The sequence below is a fragment of the Planktotalea sp. genome (assembly GCF_049680325.1).
GTDB lineage: Bacteria > Pseudomonadota > Alphaproteobacteria > Rhodobacterales > Rhodobacteraceae > Planktotalea.
This window is the reverse complement of record NZ_JBAUHO010000092.1, coordinates 1-20,699: the sequence shown is the minus strand read 5'-3', so window position 1 is coordinate 20,699 and position 20,699 is coordinate 1. Positions and strand designations below refer to the sequence as shown.

At 56.2% G+C, this 20,699-nt stretch carries 23 protein-coding genes; 8 read left to right on the top strand and 15 right to left on the bottom strand.

What is annotated here, in order from left to right; genetic code table 11:
- Both WBC85_RS03930 and WBC85_RS03925 read left to right on the top strand, forming a co-directional pair.
- Positions 1 to 363, top strand: a 363-nt coding sequence (locus WBC85_RS03930; RefSeq protein WP_424433371.1) for an EamA family transporter, incomplete at its 5' end; no start/stop codon positions are given.
- 2 nt (positions 364 to 365) lie between these two features.
- On the top strand, positions 366 to 926 hold the full coding sequence (locus WBC85_RS03925) for a pyridoxamine 5'-phosphate oxidase family protein (RefSeq protein ID WP_424433370.1): 561 nt from the start codon (positions 366 to 368) through the stop codon (positions 924 to 926).
- 13 nt (positions 927 to 939) lie between these two features.
- Here WBC85_RS03925 and WBC85_RS03920 read toward each other — a convergent pair whose 3' ends face one another.
- Both WBC85_RS03920 and WBC85_RS03915 read right to left on the bottom strand, forming a co-directional pair.
- Positions 940 to 1,965 (bottom strand): hypothetical protein, encoded by a 1,026-nt coding sequence (locus WBC85_RS03920; RefSeq protein ID WP_424433369.1) that lies wholly within the window; start codon positions 1,963 to 1,965, stop codon positions 940 to 942.
- Positions 1,966 to 2,047: 82 nt separating this feature from the next.
- Positions 2,048 to 3,397, bottom strand: coding sequence for a cytochrome P450 (locus WBC85_RS03915; protein ID WP_424433368.1), 1,350 nt, complete (start codon positions 3,395 to 3,397; stop codon positions 2,048 to 2,050).
- 75 nt (positions 3,398 to 3,472) lie between these two features.
- On the opposite strand from WBC85_RS03915, the gene WBC85_RS03910 reads away from it, so the two are divergent.
- Positions 3,473 to 4,333: a helix-turn-helix domain-containing protein gene (locus tag WBC85_RS03910; protein ID WP_424433367.1), complete on the top strand. Its 861-nt coding sequence runs from the start codon at positions 3,473 to 3,475 to the stop codon at positions 4,331 to 4,333.
- On the opposite strand, the gene WBC85_RS03905 is transcribed toward WBC85_RS03910, so the two are convergent.
- Entirely contained in the window at positions 4,330 to 5,955 is a 1,626-nt protein-coding gene (locus tag WBC85_RS03905) for an AMP-binding protein (protein ID WP_424433366.1), read from the bottom strand. The two genes, WBC85_RS03910 and WBC85_RS03905, sit on opposite strands and share 4 nt — an antisense overlap.
- 79 nt (positions 5,956 to 6,034) lie before the next feature.
- Between WBC85_RS03905 and WBC85_RS03900 the strand changes: the two genes are divergently transcribed.
- Positions 6,035 to 6,928 (top strand): DMT family transporter, encoded by an 894-nt coding sequence (locus WBC85_RS03900; RefSeq protein WP_424433365.1) that lies wholly within the window; start codon positions 6,035 to 6,037, stop codon positions 6,926 to 6,928.
- Between the two features lie 36 nt (positions 6,929 to 6,964).
- Positions 6,965 to 7,609 (top strand): sulfotransferase family 2 domain-containing protein, encoded by a 645-nt coding sequence (locus WBC85_RS03895; RefSeq protein ID WP_424433364.1) that lies wholly within the window; start codon positions 6,965 to 6,967, stop codon positions 7,607 to 7,609.
- Between the two features lie 78 nt (positions 7,610 to 7,687).
- Here WBC85_RS03895 and WBC85_RS03890 read toward each other — a convergent pair whose 3' ends face one another.
- The 8 genes from WBC85_RS03890 to WBC85_RS03855 form a co-directional block, all read right to left on the bottom strand.
- Entirely contained in the window at positions 7,688 to 9,889 is a 2,202-nt protein-coding gene (locus tag WBC85_RS03890; protein WP_424433363.1) for a 3-hydroxyacyl-CoA dehydrogenase NAD-binding domain-containing protein, read from the bottom strand.
- Between the two features lie 11 nt (positions 9,890 to 9,900).
- Entirely contained in the window at positions 9,901 to 11,112 is a 1,212-nt protein-coding gene (locus WBC85_RS03885; protein ID WP_424433362.1) for an acetyl-CoA C-acetyltransferase, read from the bottom strand.
- Positions 11,113 to 11,124: 12 nt separating this feature from the next.
- The gene (locus WBC85_RS03880) at positions 11,125 to 11,769 is read right to left on the bottom strand and encodes a glutathione S-transferase family protein (RefSeq protein ID WP_424433361.1); all 645 of its coding nucleotides are present in this window, start codon (positions 11,767 to 11,769) and stop codon (positions 11,125 to 11,127) included.
- A gap of 158 nt (positions 11,770 to 11,927) precedes the next feature.
- A complete protein-coding gene (locus tag WBC85_RS03875) occupies positions 11,928 to 13,064 on the bottom strand; it encodes an acyl-CoA dehydrogenase family protein (RefSeq protein WP_424433360.1) in 1,137 nt (378 codons plus the stop codon).
- Positions 13,065 to 13,077: 13 nt separating this feature from the next.
- Positions 13,078 to 13,290 carry a hypothetical protein gene (locus tag WBC85_RS03870; protein WP_424433359.1) on the bottom strand — a complete coding sequence of 71 codons (213 nt, stop codon included), beginning with the start codon at positions 13,288 to 13,290 and terminating at the stop codon, positions 13,078 to 13,080.
- A gap of 45 nt (positions 13,291 to 13,335) precedes the next feature.
- Positions 13,336 to 15,117 carry an acyl-CoA dehydrogenase C-terminal domain-containing protein gene (locus WBC85_RS03865; RefSeq protein WP_424433358.1) on the bottom strand — a complete coding sequence of 594 codons (1,782 nt, stop codon included), beginning with the start codon at positions 15,115 to 15,117 and terminating at the stop codon, positions 13,336 to 13,338.
- Positions 15,118 to 15,188: 71 nt separating this feature from the next.
- Complete coding sequence (locus WBC85_RS03860) at positions 15,189 to 15,575, bottom strand: MerR family transcriptional regulator (protein ID WP_424433357.1); 387 nt, start codon at positions 15,573 to 15,575, stop codon at positions 15,189 to 15,191.
- Between the two features lie 242 nt (positions 15,576 to 15,817).
- Positions 15,818 to 16,186 carry a MerR family transcriptional regulator gene (locus tag WBC85_RS03855; RefSeq protein WP_424433356.1) on the bottom strand — a complete coding sequence of 123 codons (369 nt, stop codon included), beginning with the start codon at positions 16,184 to 16,186 and terminating at the stop codon, positions 15,818 to 15,820.
- 112 nt (positions 16,187 to 16,298) lie between these two features.
- On the opposite strand from WBC85_RS03855, the gene WBC85_RS03850 reads away from it, so the two are divergent.
- From WBC85_RS03850 to WBC85_RS03840, 3 genes are read left to right on the top strand one after another with little or no spacing between them, the layout of a single operon-like run.
- The gene (locus tag WBC85_RS03850; protein WP_424433355.1) at positions 16,299 to 16,721 is read left to right on the top strand and encodes a PaaI family thioesterase; all 423 of its coding nucleotides are present in this window, start codon (positions 16,299 to 16,301) and stop codon (positions 16,719 to 16,721) included.
- 2 nt (positions 16,722 to 16,723) lie between these two features.
- A complete protein-coding gene (locus WBC85_RS03845) occupies positions 16,724 to 17,236 on the top strand; it encodes a PaaI family thioesterase (RefSeq protein ID WP_424433354.1) in 513 nt (170 codons plus the stop codon).
- On the top strand, positions 17,233 to 18,552 hold the full coding sequence (locus WBC85_RS03840) for an MATE family efflux transporter (protein ID WP_424433353.1): 1,320 nt from the start codon (positions 17,233 to 17,235) through the stop codon (positions 18,550 to 18,552). Before WBC85_RS03845 ends, WBC85_RS03840 begins: the two co-directional genes overlap by 4 nt.
- Here the strand turns inward: WBC85_RS03840 and arsC are convergent.
- From arsC to WBC85_RS03820, 4 genes are all read right to left on the bottom strand, one after another.
- Entirely contained in the window at positions 18,539 to 18,880 is a 342-nt protein-coding gene (gene arsC / locus WBC85_RS03835; RefSeq protein WP_424433372.1) for an arsenate reductase (glutaredoxin), read from the bottom strand. The genes WBC85_RS03840 and arsC overlap by 14 nt on opposite strands.
- Positions 18,877 to 19,938, bottom strand: a complete 1,062-nt coding sequence (locus WBC85_RS03830) for a quinone-dependent dihydroorotate dehydrogenase (RefSeq protein WP_424433352.1) — start codon at positions 19,936 to 19,938, stop codon at positions 18,877 to 18,879. The genes arsC and WBC85_RS03830 overlap by 4 nt, the downstream gene beginning before the upstream one ends.
- Positions 19,935 to 20,381 carry a DUF1330 domain-containing protein gene (locus WBC85_RS03825; RefSeq protein WP_424433351.1) on the bottom strand — a complete coding sequence of 149 codons (447 nt, stop codon included), beginning with the start codon at positions 20,379 to 20,381 and terminating at the stop codon, positions 19,935 to 19,937. Before WBC85_RS03825 ends, WBC85_RS03830 begins: the two co-directional genes overlap by 4 nt.
- On the bottom strand, positions 20,378 to 20,699 hold a 322-nt coding region (locus WBC85_RS03820), incomplete at its 5' end, for a DUF952 domain-containing protein (RefSeq protein WP_424433350.1). The genes WBC85_RS03825 and WBC85_RS03820, both read right to left, overlap by 4 nt.

The window sequence follows — 20,699 nt, the reverse complement described above, 5'->3', positions numbered from 1 at the left end:
GTTTTGTACCGAATTTGGCCCGATACACCGACGGTGCTACCTGCGGCTGCCTCCTCGCTCATCCTGCTTGGTCCCGCGCTTTTCATCAGCGATCCGATTACAGTGTCCGGCTTTGAGATCGGTGTATTGGTCTTGTTCGGGCTCGTCTTCTCTATCGCTTCAATCACGTTGGCCGAAGGCGCGCGGCGCGTGCCATCAGCGCAGGCGGCCTTGATTAGTCTACTTGAAACACCGCTGGCACCGATCTGGGCGCTGGTCATCCTCAGCGAAATACCGACAACGCAAGCGATCATCGGGGGCGTCATTATTTTTGGCGCTGTTTTGCTGTCTCAAACGTCCCGAAGTCAAAAGAAAAGGCCATAGCCATGAGCATTCGAACCGACAGATTGAAACCCTCCTTCAAAAGCTTCATTGAAGCGCAACCGATGTTCTTTGTGGCAACGGCTGCCCCGACAGGGCGGGTGAACATGTCACCTAAAGGGTTGGATTCGCTGCGTGTCCTGTCCGATCAAAAAATTGTCTGGCTCAGCATGTCAGGCAGCGGCAATGAAACCGCAGCGCATGTGTTGCAGGACCCCCGCATGACATTGATGTTCTGCGCATTTCAGGGTGATGCGCTGATCTTGCGCGTCTTTGGCAACGCCCGTGTCATTCATCCGCGCGATGCCGACTGGGCGCAGCACTATGGGCTGTTTCCAGACTATGCAGGCGCGCGTAACATTTATGTTTTGGATATAGATATGGTAACGACTTCATGCGGCACGGGCGTTCCAGAGATGAGCATCCAGCGTAGGCGCGCCGAAAGCGAAATGGTGCCTTGGTATGATGATCTGGGCGAGGCAGGCGTCAAAGCGTTCTGGGCCAAGAAAAACACAAAAAGTCTTGATGGGTTCGAGACTGGAATATTCGCCGATCCAGTTGATTGAACCGAAAGGGCGCTTACCCTTCGCAAATCGTTTGCAGGCGCACCCATGAGGCATCGGGCAGCACTGCCCGGGAGGCCGTGCCAGCTAGCGGATCGCCCTCGATAATCGGCAAGGTCGTTTCCCCCGTCACATCGACAGCATACGCATAGGGCGTGCTGGGAACCTGCAGGGCGGCAAAGCGCGCTAACAGCGGGTCGATTTCAATTGGTGCGGGGTCTTCGGTTAGCAAAAGTTTGGCGTGTGCATCCAGCGCGCTTTGCGGCAATTTGCTGGTCGTCAAGAGGCGCAGCGTGGCAAGCATGCCAGCGTTTTCGAGCAAGTGTTTGAGTGGGTCGCGCGCGGCGCGGCGGGCCTGTTCGGCGATAACATAGCCTGCGGCGATTTCAGGGCTTTCGTAGTCTTCCACCAATGTGCGGCTCAGAAGGATTACACCGCCGGGCATATGGATCGCATCCCTTACACCTGCGCGCATGATGGCCAAATAGGTCGGGCCGTCATTAGTTTCCAAGCGCTGGGTCAACTCGATCAACCCGTTCCGCGTCGCCGCACCGCCACAAGGTGCGCCTGTTGCGCCCTGCATTTTGGTCAAAAGCGCATTGCCGATCTCCGCGCGCTTGACGTTTGGCACTACTTTCAACGCTTGATCGACAAGCGCGCCGGGCAGAAGGATAATTGCGCCCGCCAAAGCCACTGCAAGAACGGCCGCAGTCAACACACCGCGCAGACGTCCCTTATGCGGGCGCGCGCGCTCAACCGCTTTGCGCAGCTTCTCGATGGCGCGGATCATCTCGTCTTCGTCGGCTGCGATTTCCAGCGTTTCGGTTGGATCACCTTCGGGATGGAAAAGCGCAGGGCGCTTGCCGGGGTTGGAGCGGGCAATCGCGGCAAGCGACCAATGGGCCAAAGCCTGATCGCGCATATCCTTAATGGTCAACGTTGCATCGCCAATGCAAACAACCACATCAACGCGCTGTTGGTCTGGCGCTGCGCGCCAAAGGCCTGCGGCTTCGAGCCGGTCGTATTTGGTTAGCGCTGTCATCCCGGGCGTGTCTGCTCTGCCTCATTTTCATGCAGTATAACACGGCAAAAGGAGTGCGGGCAACGCATAGCGCAAAGGCAGGTTAAATTGGCTTGAACCTTAGGTTGATACCATTCTTCGCGCGCAGGGTCGCGCCCGTTTCGAATGTCATTTCCCCCATCGTCGCGTCGTCAACGTGCAACGTGCGAATGATCCGTGCAAGCATCGTGACGGCTTCCGTCATGACAAAGGCCTGCCCCAAACACACACGCGCACCGCCCCCGAACGGGAGATAGCGAAAGCGGTTCTGTTTGGCGAACACTTCAGGATCGGTGAAGCGATCCGGCTGGAACGCATTTGGTTGATCCCAGAACGACGGGTTCCGGTGGATCGCGTAAATCGGGATTGTAACGGCCGTGCCCTTTCTAAGTGAAATGCCCGCGACTTCCGTATCCTCAAGGCAATCGCGCACGATTTGCGGCGCGGGTGGATAAAGTCGCATCGCTTCGTGCAGCACGCTTCGCGTTAAAGTGAGGTTGCCAAGATCTTCGGCGGTGATGTCATCGCCCTTAACAACGGCGTCCACCTCGGCGCGCACACCGGCTTGGGCATCCTGGTCCAAGGCAAGCAGATAAAGCGCCCAAGCTATGGCAAGCGCGGTAGTTTCACGCCCTGCCGCGACAGATCCGACAATGTTGGCGCGCAATTGATCCTGTGACATAACTTGCCCCGTTTCCGGATCTTTGGATTGCGCCAGAAGATGCAGCAGGGGACCGCTGTCGTCCGCCTTCAGCGCCGCCAATCGCGCGCCAACTTCTGCGTGCAACCCTGCAGCGGGCCTGTCCAGAACAGGCCCCAGAAAACGACGCGTCCAATTGGGCAGCATCAGCAGGTCAGCATAGTTAATGCGCCCGGTTTTCTGCGTCAGATCTGCGCCATGCTTTTGCAGGATATCCGCGCTGCCGGCGCTGCTCCATGACCCTAGCAGCCCATCAAGAACGACTTGTTGGGCTGCATTGCCAAGATCATGGCTGACCTCGCAACTTGCGCCATTGCTGGCGCGCCACTTTTCGCAAAGCTGCTGTGCGGCGGTGTTGGCGGCGGGAATTATGGCTGTGACGGATTTTGGTGAAAACACAGGGGCAGCAGCGCGCCGTTGCCAACGCCATGCTGCACCGATGCTTGTTGCGATGCCGGATTGCCAAACGGGCTTGATGATCCGGCGAAGAAGATGGCTCTGCTCGAACTTGTCGGCTTGGCTCACCAGTATCTGGGCAAGCGCGTCAGGTTTCATCACATAGAGCACCCCCTTTACCGGGGGCTGATAGGTCTCGGAAGTATACATGTCTTCGGGCCAAGTTTCGAGAATGCAGCGTGCCGATTGTGCAAGCAGTTTAAGCGAGGTGCGCACAGACTTTGGCGGTATGACGTGAGGGGGGATAATCGGGGGCATTGTAGGGCTTTCGCGCGAATGATCTTTCGGGCAGTTTAGCGGCGCAGTGGCCCTGCTGATAGAACGGAGACGACATTGTCCAAATCGCCCCATTCCGAATTTCTGCACCCGCGCCCCGATTTGGCGCAGTGTATCCTGGGTGGGTTTCTACGCGACACGCGCGATTGCGATCTACCTGCAAATCAACGGTTCAATCACTTCTCTGCTTCGCCGCTCTGTGCCCTGAGTATCTTGTTTGAAGGTAGAGGCCGCGTGTTGACGGGTGCAGCACATTTGCAAGCACCTGCAAGCGCAAAGCCCATGGCGAATGCGCTGTTCAGCGGACCGCAGAACCTGCCGACAACCAGTTGGAATGACGGCGACATCCATGCTTTGGTGGTCGCGTTCTATCCGGACGCAATGGCCACGATGCTGGGCGTTGCAATGGATGATTACATCGATCAAAGCGTCCCGTTATGCGATCTGCCTGATGGACCAGTAGTGCGCGTACTAAAGCAAGCGCACGAAACGGGCGATGCACGCCGCGCGTTCGAAGCACTGCAACAGGGCCTGGCACCGCTGTGGCGCGCGCGGCGCCCGCCACAAAGCAACTTTGGGCGAATGATCGGTGATTGGAGCCGCTCTTTGATGCTGAACGCGGCGCTTTCACATTCGGGGCGCAGCCTGCGCCAGGTTCAACGCCGCATCAAAGCTGCGACAGGGCAGCCGTTGAAACGTTTGCAAACCTATACCAAAGCCGAAGAAGCCTTTGTTCTAGCACTCAAAGATGGCGGTTTGGACATGGCTGGCATCGCCTCGGATGCAGGCTATGCGGATCAATCGCACATGGGGCGGCAGGTGCGTGCGCAAACAGGGTTCACACCAGCAGAGCTTTTGCGCGGCCTTGAGCATGACGAGGCATTCTGGAGCTATCGGCTCATGGGCGAGCGCTACTAGCCCGTCAGCGATTTACGCAATTCGAACTTCTGGATCTTGCCTGTGGATGTCTTTGGCAACTCCTGAAAGACGACGCTCTTCGGTGTTTTGAACCCTGCAAGCGTTTGACGCGCAAAGGCGATCAGCTCGGCCTCGGTGACTTCGGCATTGGGTAGCAGTTCGACAAAGGCGCAAGGTACTTCGCCCCATTTTTCGTCAGGCTTTGCGACAACCGCACAAAGCGACACCGCAGGGTGTTCCATCAATGTGCCCTCAACCTCAACCGAGGAAATGTTCTCGCCGCCCGAGATAATGATATCCTTCGCGCGATCCGCAATCTGGATGTGCGTATCAGGATGCTGAACCGCAATGTCGCCAGAATGAAAATAGCCGCCTGCAAAGGCCTCTTTCGTGGCCTCGGGGTTTTTCAAATATCCCTTCATGACCGAATTGCCGCGGATCATGATTTCGCCCTGATGGGCGGCATCCATCGGAACTTGCCTCATGTCCGCGTCCATCACGGTTATGTCGTCCATCATCGGCATTGCAACACCCTGCCGCGCTTTGATAGCGGCGCGTGCGCTTTGATCCAGCCCGTCCCATTGCCCGTTATCCCATAGGCATTCGGTGACATGGCCATAGGTTTCCGTAAGCCCGTAGACCTGTGTAACGTGAAAGCCCATTTGTTCGATCTTGCCGAGCGTAGCGGGGGCAGGCGGGGCACCGGCGGTGAAAACCTCGACCGTGTGATCAAAGTTGCGGCGGTCTTTTGCGTCAGAATTTACCAAAGCGTTCAGGACGATCGGCGCACCGCCAAAATGCGTGACACCCTCATCGGCGATTGCGTCATAAATTGCCTTGGCCGTCACATCGCGGCAGCAGACAATTGTCCCGCCAAGCATCGGCATCATCCAGGTGTGGTTCCAGCCGTTACAATGAAACAGCGGCACGATGGTCAGATAGACAGGGGACAATGTCAGCTGCCAGCTAACCACAGTGCCCATGGTCATCAGATAGGCACCGCGGTGATGGCAAACGACGCCCTTTGGGTGCCCTGTGGTGCCTGACGTATAGTTGAGCGAGAGGCTCTCCCACTCATCCTCGGGCATCATCCAGTCAAAATCGGGATCACCGCTGGCAAGCAATTCATCATAGCTCATGTAGTGCCCGCTTGCAGGGAAACCTGCAGCGGCGTCGGGCACTTCGATAAGCGTGGGCGCGGGGCCATCGAGCTTTGCAATCGCGGCTTCGGCCACTTGCACAAACTGGCTATCAACCAGCACGATCTTGGCTTCACCATGTGCAAAAATATAGGCGATTGTTCCAACATCAAGACGCGTGTTGATCGTGTTCAGAACGGCGCCGCAAGCAGGAACCCCGAAATGGGCCTCTGCCTGCGCGGGTAGGTTGGGGATCAGAGTTGCAACCACATCGCCAGACGCGACGCCCAGTTTTACAAGCGCTGATGCAAGGCGCGAACAACGCGCATGATATTGCGCATAGGTGACGCGATGCGCGCCATAGACAACGGCCAGTTTGTTCGGAAAAACCTTCGCGGCACGTTGTAGATGCGACAAGGGCGTTAATGCACGAAAGTTAGCGGCGCACTTGTCTAAACCAGTTTCATCCTTCATCCATCCCATAGCGCGATCAAACCTCCCATGAATAACGGCGCAAACCTGCACGCCACGTTGGCAGCACTTTTGAGAGATGAAAAGCGTAATGACGCATCAACCACGACAAGCTGCAATATTCATGGTGATCGCAATGTTCATCATCGGATTGATCGACAACTATGTTGCCCTCATCGCGCGTGATATCAGCCTTTGGCAATTCCAGTTCCTGCGCGCTTGCATGGCCTTGCCGCTGCTGGTGCTGGTTGCGGTTTTCGGCTTCGGTTCGCTGCGTCCGTTGCGGCTTTGGGCTATATTGCTGCGCAACGGGCTGATAGCCGTCGGAATGTTGTTTTACTTTGGTGCGCTCGCGTTCATGCCGATTGCCGAAGCACTGGCAGGCCTGTTTACCGCGCCTATTTTCGTATTGCTGATTTCTATCTTTGCCTTTGGCGAAAAGGTCGGGCTATTGCGGATCCTTGCTGTGTTGGTCGGCTTTGTGGGCATAATAGTGGTCCTTGGCCCGGGGCAGGGTAACCTGAGCATTGTGAACTTTCTGCCGGTCTTTGGCGGGCTTTTCTATGCAATGGGATCAGTCGCAACGCAAAGGCTCTGCGCACAAGAAAGCACGATTGCCATGCTTGCAGGCTTGTTCAGCTTGCAAGGTCTTATCGGCCTAAGTGCGCTTGTAATACTGGCGCTTTGGGCACCTGATGCGCCGCAAGGCGCGGAAGGGTTTTTATTGCGCGGCATGATCTGGCCCGGCACCCTGACCTGGGTATTGATTGTTGTGCAGGCTGTCGGGTCGCTGATCGGGGTCGGGTTTCTAATCCGCGCTTATCAAAGCGGCGAGCCAAGCTTTGTCGCGGTGTTCGAATATTCCGTGTTTATCTTTGGTCCGCTCTTTGCCTATCTGCTCTTTGGCCAGGGTATTGCTGCGCAGCAGATGATTGGAATTGCAATGATTGCAGCCGCAGGTAGTTTAATAGCGTTGCGTTCCTAGGCGCGGCGAAGAGGAGAATAAAAGGCCTGTGACCCCATGATTATTTCCAAAGCGCGCAAGTATGTCTTTGTGCATATCCCCAAAACCGCAGGCACAGCGATGACGCTCGCGCTGGAGGGACGCGCAGCAAAGGATGATCTGATTATCGGGGACACGCCCAAAGCCAAACGGCGCAAGCATCGCCTTGAAGATCTTACGCCAGCGGGGCGTCTTTGGAAGCATTCAACATTGGCCGATATTGATGGCATTGTTAGCGCTGATGAGCTGGACGAGATGTTCTGCTTTACGCTGGTACGCAATCCTTGGGATCGCGCTGTCAGCTACTATCACTGGCTGCGCTTACAGGGTTTCGATCACCCAGCGGTCACCTTGGCAAAAACGCTCGAATTTGAACAGTTTATGCGCGCCCCCGAGACTGTGAGCGCCTTTCGCAACAGCCCTGCGCCCTTTTACATGATGGATGCGCGCGGCGTTGAACGTTGTGATGCCTATGTGCGTATCGAGCACCTCAAGAGCGACTTGAAGTCTTTTGAAAAACACATTGGTTTCGAACTGACCCTCGGGCGGATCAATCAATCCGAGCGCGCTCAGGATTACCGGAGCTATTACGACGCGTCGCTGACCGAATTTGTCGGTGCGCTCTGTGCCGAGGATATCGCGCGCTTTGGCTATGATTTCTGATGTACGCGCGATTTGAGCTAAACATAAAAAAGGGGCACGCGAGATAACACGCGTGCCCCTTCGTAATTTTGCAGTTGCTTAAGCGGCGGCGGTTTTCTCGCCAAAACGTCCATAGAAGCTTTGGTTCTTTGCTGCCATTTCGCGCAGCAGATCAGGGCATTTGAAGCGCTGACCAAACTGGGCTTCCAGCTCATCACAGCGCTCCGCTGCGTAGGCAGAACCAAGCATATCGAGCCATGACAGCGGGCCTCCCGACCAAGGCGCAAAGCCCCAGCCAAGGATTGCGCCAACGTCGCCTTCACGGATGTCCATCAACACGCCTTCTTCCAGCGCGCGCACCGCCTCAAGGCACTGCGAGAACATCAAACGGTGCTGCACATCAATCAGGCTTGGCTGGTCCTCGGACACAGGGAACTTGTCGCGCAGACCACCCCAGATGCCGATGCGTTTGCCTTTGTCGTCATACTCGTAATAACCCGCATTCGCCTTACGGCCCATGCGGCCCTGATCGAACAGATAGAACAACACGTCGTCCGCAGCGCCTGCGTCATAGGCGTTGCCAAGCGCCGCCTTTGTGGCTTTGGCGATCTTCACACCCAGATCAATCGAGGTTTCATCATTGAGCTGTAGCGGCCCGACAGGGAAGCCAAGTTGACGCGCGGCATTGTCCACCAGCGCAGGTTCGACACCTTCGCCAACCATGCGCACGCCTTCGTTGATATAAGGGATGATGCAGCGGTTCGCGTAGAAAAAGCGCGCATCGTTTACAACGATAGGTGTTTTGCGGATCTGGCGCACATAATCGAGCGCTTTAGCGACCGCGCGATCACCCGTTTCCTTGCCTTTGATGATTTCCACCAGCAACATCTTTTCCACGGGAGAGAAGAAGTGAATGCCGATGAACTGCTCTGGACGTTTGGACGCTTTGGCCAGATCGGTGATCGGCAGGGTCGAGGTGTTGGATGCAAAGATGCAATCATCCGGGATCACGGCCTCAACTTTGGCAGTGATTTCTGCTTTGACGGCAGGGTCTTCGAACACAGCTTCGATGATGAGATCGCAACCTTTGAGCGCGTCCAGATCGGTGGTCGCGGTGATCTGGGACAGCAGCGCCTCTTTCTTTTCCGGCGTCGCTTTTTTACGCGCAATGCCCTTGTCCATGTAGGATGCAGAATAGGCTTTGCCCTTGTCCGCGCTTTCCTGGCTTTGATCGATCAAAACGACGTCCATACCCGCCTGCGCAGAAACAAGCGCGATTCCCGCGCCCATCATCCCAGCGCCCAAAACGCCGATCTTCTTGACGCGTTGATCCGGCACATCTGCAGGCCGTACAGCGCCCTTGTCCAGCGCCTCTTTGTTAAGGAAGAGCGAGCGGATCATCGCAGAAGACGACGGGTTCATCAGGATATTGGTGAACCAGCGCGCCTCGATCTTTAGGGCTGTATCGAATGGCACAAGCGCGCCCTCATAGACCGCGCTCAGTAGTGCTTTGGCCGCAGGAAACGCACCTTGGGTCTTGCCGTTTACCATCGCGCTCGCGCCGACGAAGGTCATAAAGCCCGCAGGATGATAGGGCGCGCCGCCGGGCATTTTGTAGCCCTTTGCGTCCCAGGGTTTCAGCAGGTCCGCGTCCTTGGCAGACAGCACCCAAGCGCGCGCGTCGGCCATTGGATCGGCGCTGACTTCGTCGATCATACCTGCCAGTTTGGCTTTTGCGGGGTTCAGCAGTTTGCCTTCCAAAAGGAAAGGCGAGGCAACCATTGCGCCCATCTTGCGCACCAAACGCGTGGTGCCGCCTGCGCCGGGGAAGATGCCGACCATGATTTCCGGCAGGCCGATCTTGGCCTTTGGATTATCGGCGCAGAAGATACGGTGGGTCGCCAGCGGCAACTCCAGACCGATCCCAACACCAGTGCCCGGCAGAACAGAGGCAATCGGCTTGCCGCCCTTGTTGGTCTTTGGATCCATGCCCGCGCGCTCGATCTTGCGCAGCAAAGTATGGATTTGCATGATGCCCTCGAAGAGACCCTTCGCAGCATCCTCGCCAGCCGCAGCTTTCATATCCGCAAGCACGTTCAAATCCATGCCGCCTGCAAAGCTGTCGGGTTTGCCCGAGGTGATGATGATGCCTTTCACGGCCTCATCTGCCAACGCGTCGTCGATATGCGCCTCAAGGTCGATAAAGCCCTGCTGGTTCATTACGTTCATGGATTTGCCAACGGCATCCCAAGTGATTGTAGCGATGCCGTCTGCATCTTTTATCATTGTGAAGTCAGTCATGTCAGGTCCCCTCACACACGTTCGATAATTGTTGCGGCGCCCATGCCGGATGCGATGCAAAGCGTGGCAAGGCCAACGCCTTTGCCTGTGCGCTCCAGCTCGTCCAGAAGCGTGCCGATGATGATCGCGCCCGTCGCACCAAGGGGGTGACCCATTGCGATCGAGCCGCCGTTCACGTTGACCTTGTCGTGGTCCACATCAAAGGCCTGCATAAAGCGCATAACGACAGATGCGAAAGCTTCGTTCACTTCAAAAAGGTCGATGTCGGAAATGCTCATGCCGTTGTCCGCGAGGATTTTCTCGGTCACGGGAACGGGGCCAGTCAACATAATGGTCGGGTCCGTCCCGATCTTTGCCGTTGCACGGATTTTGGCGCGCGGTTTCAGGCCATGACGGATGCCGAATTCCTTGTTGCCGATCAAAACTGCCGCCGCGCCATCGACGATCCCGGAAGAGTTGCCCGCATGGTGAATGTGGTTGATCCGCTCCAGATGCGGGTATTTCATCAATGCGATTTTGTCGAAACCGGGCATGACTTCCCCCATCGCCTGAAAGGCGGGGTTGAGCGAGCCAAGGCTCTGCATATCCGTTTGCGGACGCATGTATTCGTCGTGATCCAGGATCGGGATACCGTTCTGATCGCGAACGGTAATGACGGAATTAGCGAACCGCCCCTCATCCCACGCGTGTTTTGCACGGCGCTGTGATTCAACCGCCAATGCATCCGCTTCATCGCGGCTGAAACCATACTCGGTCGCGATGATATCCGCAGAAATCCCTTGCGGTACGAAATACTGATCCATCGCGATGGAGGGATCAACCGCAATCGCTGCGCCGTCGCTGCCCATGGCCACGCGGCCCATCATTTCGACGCCGCCCGCGATATAAGCATCGCCCGCGCCGCCTTTGACCTGGTTCGCCGCGAGGTTCACCGCTTCCATGCCAGAGGCGCAGAAACGGTTGATCGCGAGGCCCGGAATGCGTTCATCCAGATCGGAGGCCAACACGGCAGAGCGCGCAAGGCAGCCGCCTTGCTCCATCACCTGCGTGACGTTGCCCCAGATCACATCCTCGACGGCGTGACCTTCCAGATTGTTGCGCTCTTTCACCGCGTTCAAAGTCTGCGCTGATAGACGCAAGCTGGTGACTTCGTGCAATGAGCCATCCTTGCGGCCCTTGCCACGCGGCGTGCGCAGCGCGTCGTAAATATATGCTTCGGTCATAGTAGATCTCCTTTAAGCGCGATCAGCGGGGCTGCCGGGCATCAAATCATAAGGGTGTTTCCAGCCGGGTGTCTGCTCGATCCGGGTGAGCCAAGCGTCGATATGGGGCCAATCGGCGCGCACGAACCCGAAAGGTTCCGGGTAGAACAGATACCCGCAGCAGGTCGTGTCGGCGATTGTGATGGCATCCCCGACAATCCAGTCGCGACTGGCGAGGTGGTCATTCAAGATCGCATAGGCCGCTTTGAGGCGACCTTGGTTGAAGGCGATGACCTCTTTGGGGCGTTTGTCTTCGGGCAGGAAATTCATCAAAAAGCGCGTTGGCCCAGCGACGGAGCTGAGCTTGTGATTGTCCCACAAGATCCAGCGTAGGATCTCGCGGCGTTCCTCCGGTGTTGCACCGGTGAGTTTGCCAGACAGATGCACGATATAATCCTGGATCGCGCCAGATTGGGTGATCGTATAGTCGCGATCCGTATCGGTCAAAGCAGGGACTTCGCCCATTGCGTTGACGGTGGTTTTATACGCGTCAGAGCGTGCTTCACCCCCGAAGAAATCGACATAGACGGGCTCCCAAGGCAGGCCCGACAATTCAAGCGTCAGCGCGGCTTTGTAAGCGTTGCCGCTTTCGCCGAAGCAATAGAGTTTTAGGGTCATACGTTTGGTCCTTGTTTGTATCGTAGGCCGGGGGTTTCACACCCCCGAACCCCCGTGAAGTTTATCGGCAAAATGAAAGCGGCGTTAAGGTTAACGTGTTTTGTCATTTAAGAAGGGAAGTCTTCATTTTGCCAATAAACTCCCCCCGGAGGGCCGCTTTAGAAAGAGCGCGCGATGAGCTCTTTCATGATTTCATTTGTACCGCCATAAATCCGCTGAATACGGGCATCCGTCCACATTTCTGCAACGGCGTATTCTTGCATGAAACCATAGCCGCCATGCAATTGAAGGCATTCATCCAGCACTTCGCCTTGTGTGTCGGTAAGCCAGTATTTGGCCATCGCAGCTTTCTCTACCGTCAGCTTACCTTCAAGATGCTCTGAGATACATTCATCAAGAAAGGCGCGTGCGACGGTGGTTTTGGTTTTGCATTCGGCCAGTTTGAAACGTGTGTTCTGGAACTGCATGATCGGTCCGCCAAAGGCCTCGCGTTCTTTGCAATAGGCGATTGTGCGTTCTACGGCACCTTCCATGGCCCCAACCGCACCGCACCCGATGATAAGGCGTTCTTGTGGTAGCTGCTGCATCATTTGGTAAAAGCCAAGGTTTTCTTCACCGCCAAGGATGTTTTCGGGCGGGATTTCAACGTTGTCGAAGAACAGCTCTGAAGTATCGGAGGCATGCGTGCCGATCTTTTCAAGGTTGCGTCCGCGCGCAAAGCCGTCTGCGTTTTCGGTTTCAACGACCACCAGTGATGTGCCTTTGGAGCCTTCTGCTGGGTTCGTCTTGGCAGCAACGATGAGGAGATTGGCGTGCTGGCCATTGGTGATAAAGGTCTTCTGCCCGTTCAAACGATAGGAATTTCCATCCTTGATCGCGCGGGTTTTGATCGCTTGCACATCAGAGCCGCCAGAGGGCTCGGTCATGGCCAGTGCGCCGACCAATTCGCCCGTTACCATCTTGGGCAGCCAACGTTTCTTTTGTTCTTCCGTGCCGCAAGCCAGAATGTAATGTGCAACGATGCCAGAGTGGATGCCGTGGCCCCATGACGCGAGGTTCGCGCGCGAGCCTTCCATAAGGATCACCGCCTCATGGCCAAAGTCTCCACCGACGCCGCCGTATTCTTCGGGGATGGACGGGCAGAGCAGGCCAAGATCGCCAGCTTCTTTCCAGGTCTCGATATCCATCTGTCCTTGCTTGCGCCATTTATCGTATTTTGGCACCCATTCGGCGTTGATGAAATTCGAGGTCATCTCAGCGAGCATCTTGTGCTCGTCGGTCATCCATTTGCTCATGATAGTCTCCCCTCTATCGTTTGCGCGCGTCGAGCTCTGCATTGAACAGCCGCAAGCGGTGCGGCAGGTTCTCGTCATGTGTTACGCTATCGAAGTTTTCAAATAGAAACGACAGCGCTTCACCTTCATCCAAACCCGCCTCTGATGCGAACCGTTTGAGACGGCGGTAACCATCTTCGGTCATAGAAACCGAAAAGCGACGGGTCAGACGAAAGCGTTTAGGCAAAGCATATCCTTGAGAAAGGTGCGTGGTTTCCCACGCACCTGTTGATTAGAAATGTTCAGCGTCCAAAGCCATGACCGTGTCTGCACCGCTTTGAATGCGGGTCAGGTGCATTGCCGTGGCGGGCAGGCGACGCGCCATGTAATAACGCCCTGTGGTCAGCTTCGTCTCGTAAAACGCGACGTCCGAAGCATCAGCGGCCAGCGCATCCATTGCAGCTTTGCCCATACGCGCCCACATCAAGCCAAGGCAGACATGCCCGAACATATGCATGAAGTCGTAGGAGCCGGACAAAGCGTTGTTCGGGTTCTTCATCCCGTTCTGCATGAAATACATGCCAGCGGTCTGCAAATCCTTGGACGCTGCTTTTAACGGGTCAAGGAAATCCTTGTCGAAAGCTTCGTTCTGACCCGCGTTTTCCTTGATGTAGTTCTTGACCATGTCAAAGAAGGCCATCACATGTTTGCCACCGTCTTGCGCTAGCTTACGGCCAACAAGGTCCAGCGCCTGAACGCCGTTTGCGCCCTCATAGATCATAGCAATACGTGCATCGCGGGTGAACTGGGACATGCCCCATTCTTCGATATAGCCGTGGCCGCCATAGATTTGCTGGGCCTGCACGGTCATGTCGTAACCTTCGTCCGTCAGAAAGCCCTTGATGACGGGTGTCAGCAGGGACACGAGGCCATCTGCATCTTTGTCGCCCGCGCGGTGGGCTGCGTCGATCATGGTTGCGCCCCAAAGCAGAAACGCACGGCCCCCTTCGGTAAAGCTTTTCTGATCCATCAGGTTGCGACGGATATCGGGATGTACGATCAGCGGATCAGCCGGGCCATCAGGGTTCTTGGCACCTGTGACGTCACGCCCTTGAAGACGGTCCTTCGCATAGTCCACGGCGTTTTGATACGCGGCGTCCGCCTGTGCGACACCCTGCATGCCAACGCCCAGACGCGCTTCGTTCATCATGGTGAACATGGCGCGCATGCCTTTATGTTCTTCGCCCAGCAGATAACCCGTTGCTTCGTCATAGTTCATAACGCAGGTCGAGTTGCCGTGGATGCCCATCTTTTCTTCGATAGAGCCAACCGTCGCACCATTACGCGCGCCAAGGCTACCATCCTCATTCACATTGAACTTGGGTACGATAAACAGCGAAACACCTTTGATACCCTCGGGGCCGCCCTCGATCTTTGCCAAGACCAGGTGAATGATGTTGTCAGCGAGGTCATGTTCGCCAGACGAGATAAAGATCTTCTGACCTGTAATCTTGTAGGACCCGTCTGCTTGCGGCGCAGCTTTGGTGCGCATCAGGCCAAGGTCCGTGCCGCAATGGGGCTCGGTCAGGTTCATTGTGCCTGTCCATTCGCATGACACCATCTTGGGTAGATAGGTATCTTTCTGCGCCTCTGTGCCGTGGGCAAGAATGGCAGAGGCTGCGCCGTGCGTCAGGCCCTGATACATGGTGAAGGCTTGGTTGGAGGCCGAGAACATCTCGCCCACAGCCGTGCCGATCAGATAGGGCATGTTCTGGCCGCCGTATTGCTCTGGCATGTCCAGACCGGGCCAGCCGCCTTCTTTCATCTGCTCGAACGCGGCTTTGAAACCTGTCGGTGTGCGCACGACACCGTTTTCCAGCGTGCAGCCTTCTTTATCGCCAACCACGTTCAAAGGGGTCAACACATCAGAGGCAATTTTGCCGGCCTCTTCCAGAATGGCCGCCGTGAAATCGGGCTCCAATTCGTCGTAGCCCGGGATGTTTGCTGTGGTCGTGGCCAGAACGTCATGTAGGACGAACTGCATATCTTTAATCGGGGCTGTATAACGGGGCATGAGCCTCTCCCTAAGCTGATGTCGCAATGATTTTCGTGTCAGCGTTTGCTGAAACGAAGTGAGCAGGCCGCTTATTCAGCGGCCTTTTTGGTTTGGTTCATAGAGGTGACGATCTTTTCACCCCATTTGATCTGTTCGCGTAAATCGTCGATGGCGCTTTCCAACTCGTCGCGCTGACCTTCAAGATCGCTTAGACGGTTGTGGGCAATCTCTAGTGTCCGGTTTATTTGCGTCTGCTGGTGATCGCCGACGTGATAGAGATCCAGCAACTGACGGATTTCTTCGAGACTAAAGCCAAAGCGCTTGCCGCGCAGGATCAGCTTCAGGCGCGCACGATCACGTTTGGTGAACAGGCGTTTCTGGCCTTCTCGCTTTGGAAAAAGCAGTTCTTTGGACTCGTAGAATCGCAAGGTGCGCGGCGTTACGTCAAAAGCGTCGCACATTTCACGGATGGTCATAAAAGGTTCATTCGTTTGCATCGGGTTCACTCGTATCGTTGTTCTGTATTGAACACTTGGAGTTGTCGTTTCCACGTTACAATGATTTTTATGGTTTACGTAACTTGTACGCTACGTCAGTTTCAAGTTGACGTAACTTCCGTAAAGGTAACGTATGCTTGCGCGCAATTTATTTCCGGGGAAGAGGCGGGAAAATTCGTCATATATGAAATTTACTTAAGGAAAGCCGAATCTAGGCGCTGTTAATTCAGCTTTCCAAGGGTGGCTTCGCGCAAGGATCGCAGCTCGCCAATCGCTACTTCCAGCTGCTTGGCCTGATCTTCAAGCTCTACAAGCTGCCGGTCCGCCATTTCGACAAAGGCTTGGCGTTGCGCCTCTGTGCCTTCGTTCTCGTAAATCTGTAACCACTGGCGAATCTCTTCCAGCTTGATCCCAAACTTGCGGCCCCGCAGAATCAACGTCATGCGTGCACATTCGCGCGGGCTGTAAAAGCGCGAGCGCCCCTCGCGTTCGGGTTGAAGCAACTCGATGTACTCGTAATATCGCAGGGTACGTGGCGTCACGTCAAAGCGGGCGCACATTTCTTTGAAACTCAGCTTTTTTTCAGACATGTCGTGACTCTCCTGCGCGAAGGTTATGCCTGTCATTCGCGAAGGGCAACCACTGCTCTTGCCCTAGGTTCCAATTGGCGATCATAAAGGGCGAAAAGATGAGGTAGCAAACATGTCCGATCGAAATGTGCAAATTGCGCGGCAGTTTATCCTGGCAATCCCGCATGCCAAAGCCTTGGGCATGGAGCTAACCCAGATTGATAATGGCGAGGCTGAAATTTGCATGCCGTATGACCCGCAGCTTGTGGGGGACCCAAAGACAGGGGTTATCCATGGGGGCGCTGTATCTGCATTGATGGACACATGCTGCGGCGCTGCCGTGATGAGCCATCCTGCTGCGCCTGCTGGCACTGCGACAATTGATTTGCGCATAGATTACATGCGCCCGGCGACACCGCATCAAAGCATTCGCACCAAGGCACATTGCTATCACGTAACGCGCTCTGTCGCATTCGTTCGGGCGGTTGCCTATGATGAAGACAGTGAAAATCCAGTGGCAACCGCGACAGGTGCGTTCACGGTAGAGGGACAATAGAAATGGCACGCAAACCCCCAGAGCCGGTCCAAGATGTCAAGAAACGCCGCGACGCTGCGCTGCATGCTCTGGTCAGTGGCGTTCCCTACATTCAATTCCTCGGCATAGGGTTTGATCGGCGCGGCGATGAGCTGACAGCGCTTTTGCCGTTCGATCAAAAGCTGATCGGTAATCCCATGCTACCCGCAATTCATGGTGGCGTGACAGCGGCCTTTCTTGAAGTTACGGCAATTATCGAACTTAGCTGGTCACTGCTTTGGGAAGATATCGAAAGCGGTGCAATCAGTCTTGAGGATTTGCAGGCCGGTGTCTTGCCGCGCTTGCCTAAGACCATTGATTTTTCGGTGGACTACATGCGCACAGGCTTGCCGCGCGACGCATATGCGCGCGCACGGGTGACGCGCTCCGGTCGCCGCTATGCTTCGGTTCAGGTCGAGGCATGGCAGGACAATCATGATCGCCCCTTTGCCCATGGCGCGGCGCATTTCTTGATGCCCAGGCGCGGGGAAGAGTGAGCACGCCGCTCCCACTTACGCATAAACGCGTTCTGAGCGTTGCGCTGCCTGTTGTGATCTCGAATGCGACCGTTCCGATCCTTGGGGCTGTGGATACTGGCGTTGTTGGCCAGATGGGGCTGGCGGCGCCGATTGGCGCTGTGGGCATTGGCGCTATTGCACTGACTGCGATCTACTGGATTTTCGGTTTTCTTCGGATGGGCACGGCGGGTCTAACCGCGCAGGCCAGCGGCGCTGGTCGCGCAGGCGAAGTCGCTGCGCTTTTGTCGCGCGGGATGATTATCGCGCTGGGTGCGGGCTTTGTCATCATGGCGCTGCAAATGCCGTTCATATGGCTTGCGCTGCAAACGGCCCCTGCAAGCGAAGAGGTGGAAACCCTCGCGCGCACCTATATGAACATTCGGATCTACGGCGCGCCTGCCGCCATTGGCATTTACGCGACGACAGGTTGGCTTATCGGATTAGAGCGCACGCGCGGGGTATTGATTATCCAGCTATGGATGAACGGGCTGAACATCGTGCTTGATCTGTGGTTCGTGCTTGGCCTTGGTTGGGGCGTCGAGGGCGTTGCCATCGCCACCTTGATCGCCGAATGGACGGGTCTGGCACTGGCGCTCTGGCTGTGCCGCGATGCGCTCAACACGCCCGCATGGAAGGATTGGCCGCGTGTGTTTGAACGCGCGCAAATGGTTCTGTTCGCGCGCGTTAACCGCGATATCCTGCTGCGCTCGGTCATGCTGCAAGGCATCTTTATGTCGTTTGTCTTTCTGGGTGCGCGCTTTGGCGATGTGACGCTAGCGGCAAATCATGTGTTATTGCAGTTTTTGGAAATCACCGCCTATTCAATGGACGGTTTTGCAATCGCCGCTGAAACTCTGGTCGGTCAATCTATGGGTGCGCGCTCGGTTCTTCGGGTGCGCCGCGCGGCGTTGCTGACGAGTTTCTGGGGGCTTGTTACCGTGCTGTTCACAGCGAGCGTCTTTGCCCTGTTCGGCCCGTGGATCATCGATGTGATGACCACCGCGCCCGAGGTGCGGATCGAGGCGCGTCATTACCTGCCCTACATGGTTGCCGCGCCGCTTGTCGGGTGCGCCGCATGGATGCTGGATGGCATTTTCATCGGCGCAACGCGAGGCGGGGATATGCGCAATATGATGGCGCTGTCGGCGGTGATCTATGTCGCCGCATTGTTGATTCTGTTGCCTTGGATCGGCAATCACGGGCTATGGCTCGCGCTGCTGATATCGTTCATCGCGCGCGGGATCACGCTGGGCTGGAAATACCCGGCATTAGAACGCGCCGCTACAACAGGTTAAGCGCGTTTTCGGGCGGACGAGCGATCACCGCTTTGTCACCCTCCACCGCAATCGGGCGCTCGATCAAGATCGGATGGGCAACCATTGCCGCCAGCAAATCTGCAACGTCCGCGTCCTTGCCAAGTCCTGCTTCCTTGAAGGTTTTTTCACCGGTGCGCATCATCTTGATAACAGGGATGTTCAAAGCTTTGTGCAGCGTTTCAAGTTCGGCCAAACTTGGTGCATCTTTAAGATATAGGCGCAGCGCAACATCCGCGCCTGCCTCTTGCAAAAGCGCCAAGGCCTGACGCGATTTGCTGCACCTTGGATTGTGCCAAAGGGTTATCATAACCATTCATCCCGTTTGCTTCCCACTGCTTCACTGACGTTGGCAAAGCCATCGCGTTCCAGCAGGCCGTCCAATCCGCGAATGATGTCTTCTGTCAATGACAGACCGCCATAAACCAACGCTGTATAAAGCTGTACAGCCGAGGCCCCGGCACAAATTTTGGCATAGGCTTGCTCGGCTGTAGCCACTCCGCCAACACCGATCAGCGGCAATTTACCGTCCGTGTGTTCGGACAGCTGCGCCAGAACGCGCGTCGATTTCTCAAACAGCGGCGCGCCAGAAAGCCCACCCATTTCGCCCTTGTGGGCGCTTTGCAAACCATCGCGCGACAGGGTCGTATTCGTGGTAATGACACCCTGAACCCCTGTCGCCAAAGCGACCTGCGCTATTTCCGCGATCTCATCCGTGCTGAGATCAGGCGCGATTTTCAGAAAGACCGGGATTGGCCTGGCCAATTCACCGCGCACTTTCATCACGCCGCTCAATAACCCGCTAAGCGCCGCCTTGCCTTGCAAGTCGCGCAGCTTTTCGGTGTTGGGTGAGCTGACATTAACGGTCGCGAAATCCACATGCGCCCCGCAATGGGCCAGAACCCGTGCAAAATCATCCGAGCGATCCGCGCTGTCCTTGTTCGCCCCAAGGTTCAGTCCCAACACCATATCACGCGGGCGCTGCGCCAGCCGCGCGCCAATCGCCTCCATCCCTTGATTGTTAAAACCAAAGCGGTTGATTGCGGCTTTGTCTTCTTTCAACCGAAACAGGCGCGGTTTCGGATTGCCATCTTGTGCACGTGGCGTGGCTGCGCCGACTTCGACAAAGCCGAAACCGGATTTACTCAGGCCAACCAGCGCCTCTGCATTCTTGTCAAAGCCCGCCGCAAGCCCGATTGGGTTTGGCAAAGCCAGTCCTGCCACTTCTGTACAAAGCCGCGCCGAGGTGATCGCGCCGGGCGATACCGCGAAACCGTGTTGCAAAGCCTTCAACGCAAGCCCATGGGCGCGTTCCGGATCAATCCGACGTAGCGCCTTTAGTCCGATCTGTTCTGCAATCCGTTTCATCCGAAGGTCTTTCCTTCTTGCGCGCCGCCGCAGCGAATAAGCCGAGAGGTCAACACACTTGCCTGTCGGTGCACAACGGCTGCGCGATAATCGCTGTCCGTGACCATGTCCAGAAAGGCATGGGCCGTTGGGTAACGCGCAATAAATATTGCATCCCATGCCTCGCCTTCAGGTCCGATCAGCGTCGTTTCAAATGTGCCGCGCCATAGGATCGATCCGCCAACGCGTTGCAAAACCGGACCTGTTTCGCGCCCGTAGTTCGCATAGGCCTCTTCGCCGCTCAGACCTTTATCGGCCAAGCCATGCCCGTCAGGATAAAGCGCGGTGCCGCGTAAGCGCACAAGGTTAAGCATCTCGATCGGCAGCTCGCGGTTCAAACCTTTGAACAATTCGAATTGCGCGCGGCTTGGATCAATATGAATGTCGACAGGAGTCTCGCTCATGACAGGCCTGCCGGAAACTGGTGCCGCCCGTTTACCAAAGGCAAGGGCTGGGCCCATTCCACATCAGCAAGGTCCAGCGCACGATAAAGATGCGGAAACTCAGCGCCCCCGCGCGAGACTTCCCATTTTAGCGCATCGCCCATTGCCTCCGCATTGCAGCCAAGCAGGAACAGGCCATCGACACCCGCAAAATGCTTGTCAGCGGTTTCTTGCGCCTGCGCGGCGGTAGAAAAATGTACATAGCCGTCAGCAACATCTATCGGGGCACCAGCAGTGGTTTTTTCTTTGCGAAGCTGCGCCCATTCTTCGGCGCGGAAG

Coding starts and splice junctions, on each gene's coding strand:
- WBC85_RS03905 (WP_424433366.1), bottom strand. CDS start 5,955: ATGGGATGGATGAAGGATGAAACTGGTTTAGACAAGTGCGCCGCTAAC.
- WBC85_RS03845 (WP_424433354.1), top strand. CDS start 16,724: ATGGCACGCAAACCCCCAGAGCCGGTCCAAGATGTCAAGAAACGCCGC.
- WBC85_RS03890 (WP_424433363.1), bottom strand. CDS start 9,889: ATGACTGACTTCACAATGATAAAAGATGCAGACGGCATCGCTACAATC.
- WBC85_RS03880 (WP_424433361.1), bottom strand. CDS start 11,769: ATGACCCTAAAACTCTATTGCTTCGGCGAAAGCGGCAACGCTTACAAA.
- WBC85_RS03915 (WP_424433368.1), bottom strand. CDS start 3,397: ATGCCCCCGATTATCCCCCCTCACGTCATACCGCCAAAGTCTGTGCGC.
- WBC85_RS03920 (WP_424433369.1), bottom strand. CDS start 1,965: ATGACAGCGCTAACCAAATACGACCGGCTCGAAGCCGCAGGCCTTTGG.
- WBC85_RS03925 (WP_424433370.1), top strand. CDS start 366: ATGAGCATTCGAACCGACAGATTGAAACCCTCCTTCAAAAGCTTCATT.
- WBC85_RS03830 (WP_424433352.1), bottom strand. CDS start 19,938: ATGAAACGGATTGCAGAACAGATCGGACTAAAGGCGCTACGTCGGATT.
- arsC (WP_424433372.1), bottom strand. CDS start 18,880: ATGATAACCCTTTGGCACAATCCAAGGTGCAGCAAATCGCGTCAGGCC.
- WBC85_RS03885 (WP_424433362.1), bottom strand. CDS start 11,112: ATGACCGAAGCATATATTTACGACGCGCTGCGCACGCCGCGTGGCAAG.
- WBC85_RS03865 (WP_424433358.1), bottom strand. CDS start 15,117: ATGCCCCGTTATACAGCCCCGATTAAAGATATGCAGTTCGTCCTACAT.
- WBC85_RS03895 (WP_424433364.1), top strand. CDS start 6,965: ATGATTATTTCCAAAGCGCGCAAGTATGTCTTTGTGCATATCCCCAAA.
- WBC85_RS03900 (WP_424433365.1), top strand. CDS start 6,035: ATGACGCATCAACCACGACAAGCTGCAATATTCATGGTGATCGCAATG.
- WBC85_RS03855 (WP_424433356.1), bottom strand. CDS start 16,186: ATGTCTGAAAAAAAGCTGAGTTTCAAAGAAATGTGCGCCCGCTTTGAC.
- WBC85_RS03825 (WP_424433351.1), bottom strand. CDS start 20,381: ATGAGCGAGACTCCTGTCGACATTCATATTGATCCAAGCCGCGCGCAA.
- WBC85_RS03875 (WP_424433360.1), bottom strand. CDS start 13,064: ATGAGCAAATGGATGACCGACGAGCACAAGATGCTCGCTGAGATGACC.
- WBC85_RS03860 (WP_424433357.1), bottom strand. CDS start 15,575: ATGACCATCCGTGAAATGTGCGACGCTTTTGACGTAACGCCGCGCACC.
- WBC85_RS03850 (WP_424433355.1), top strand. CDS start 16,299: ATGTCCGATCGAAATGTGCAAATTGCGCGGCAGTTTATCCTGGCAATC.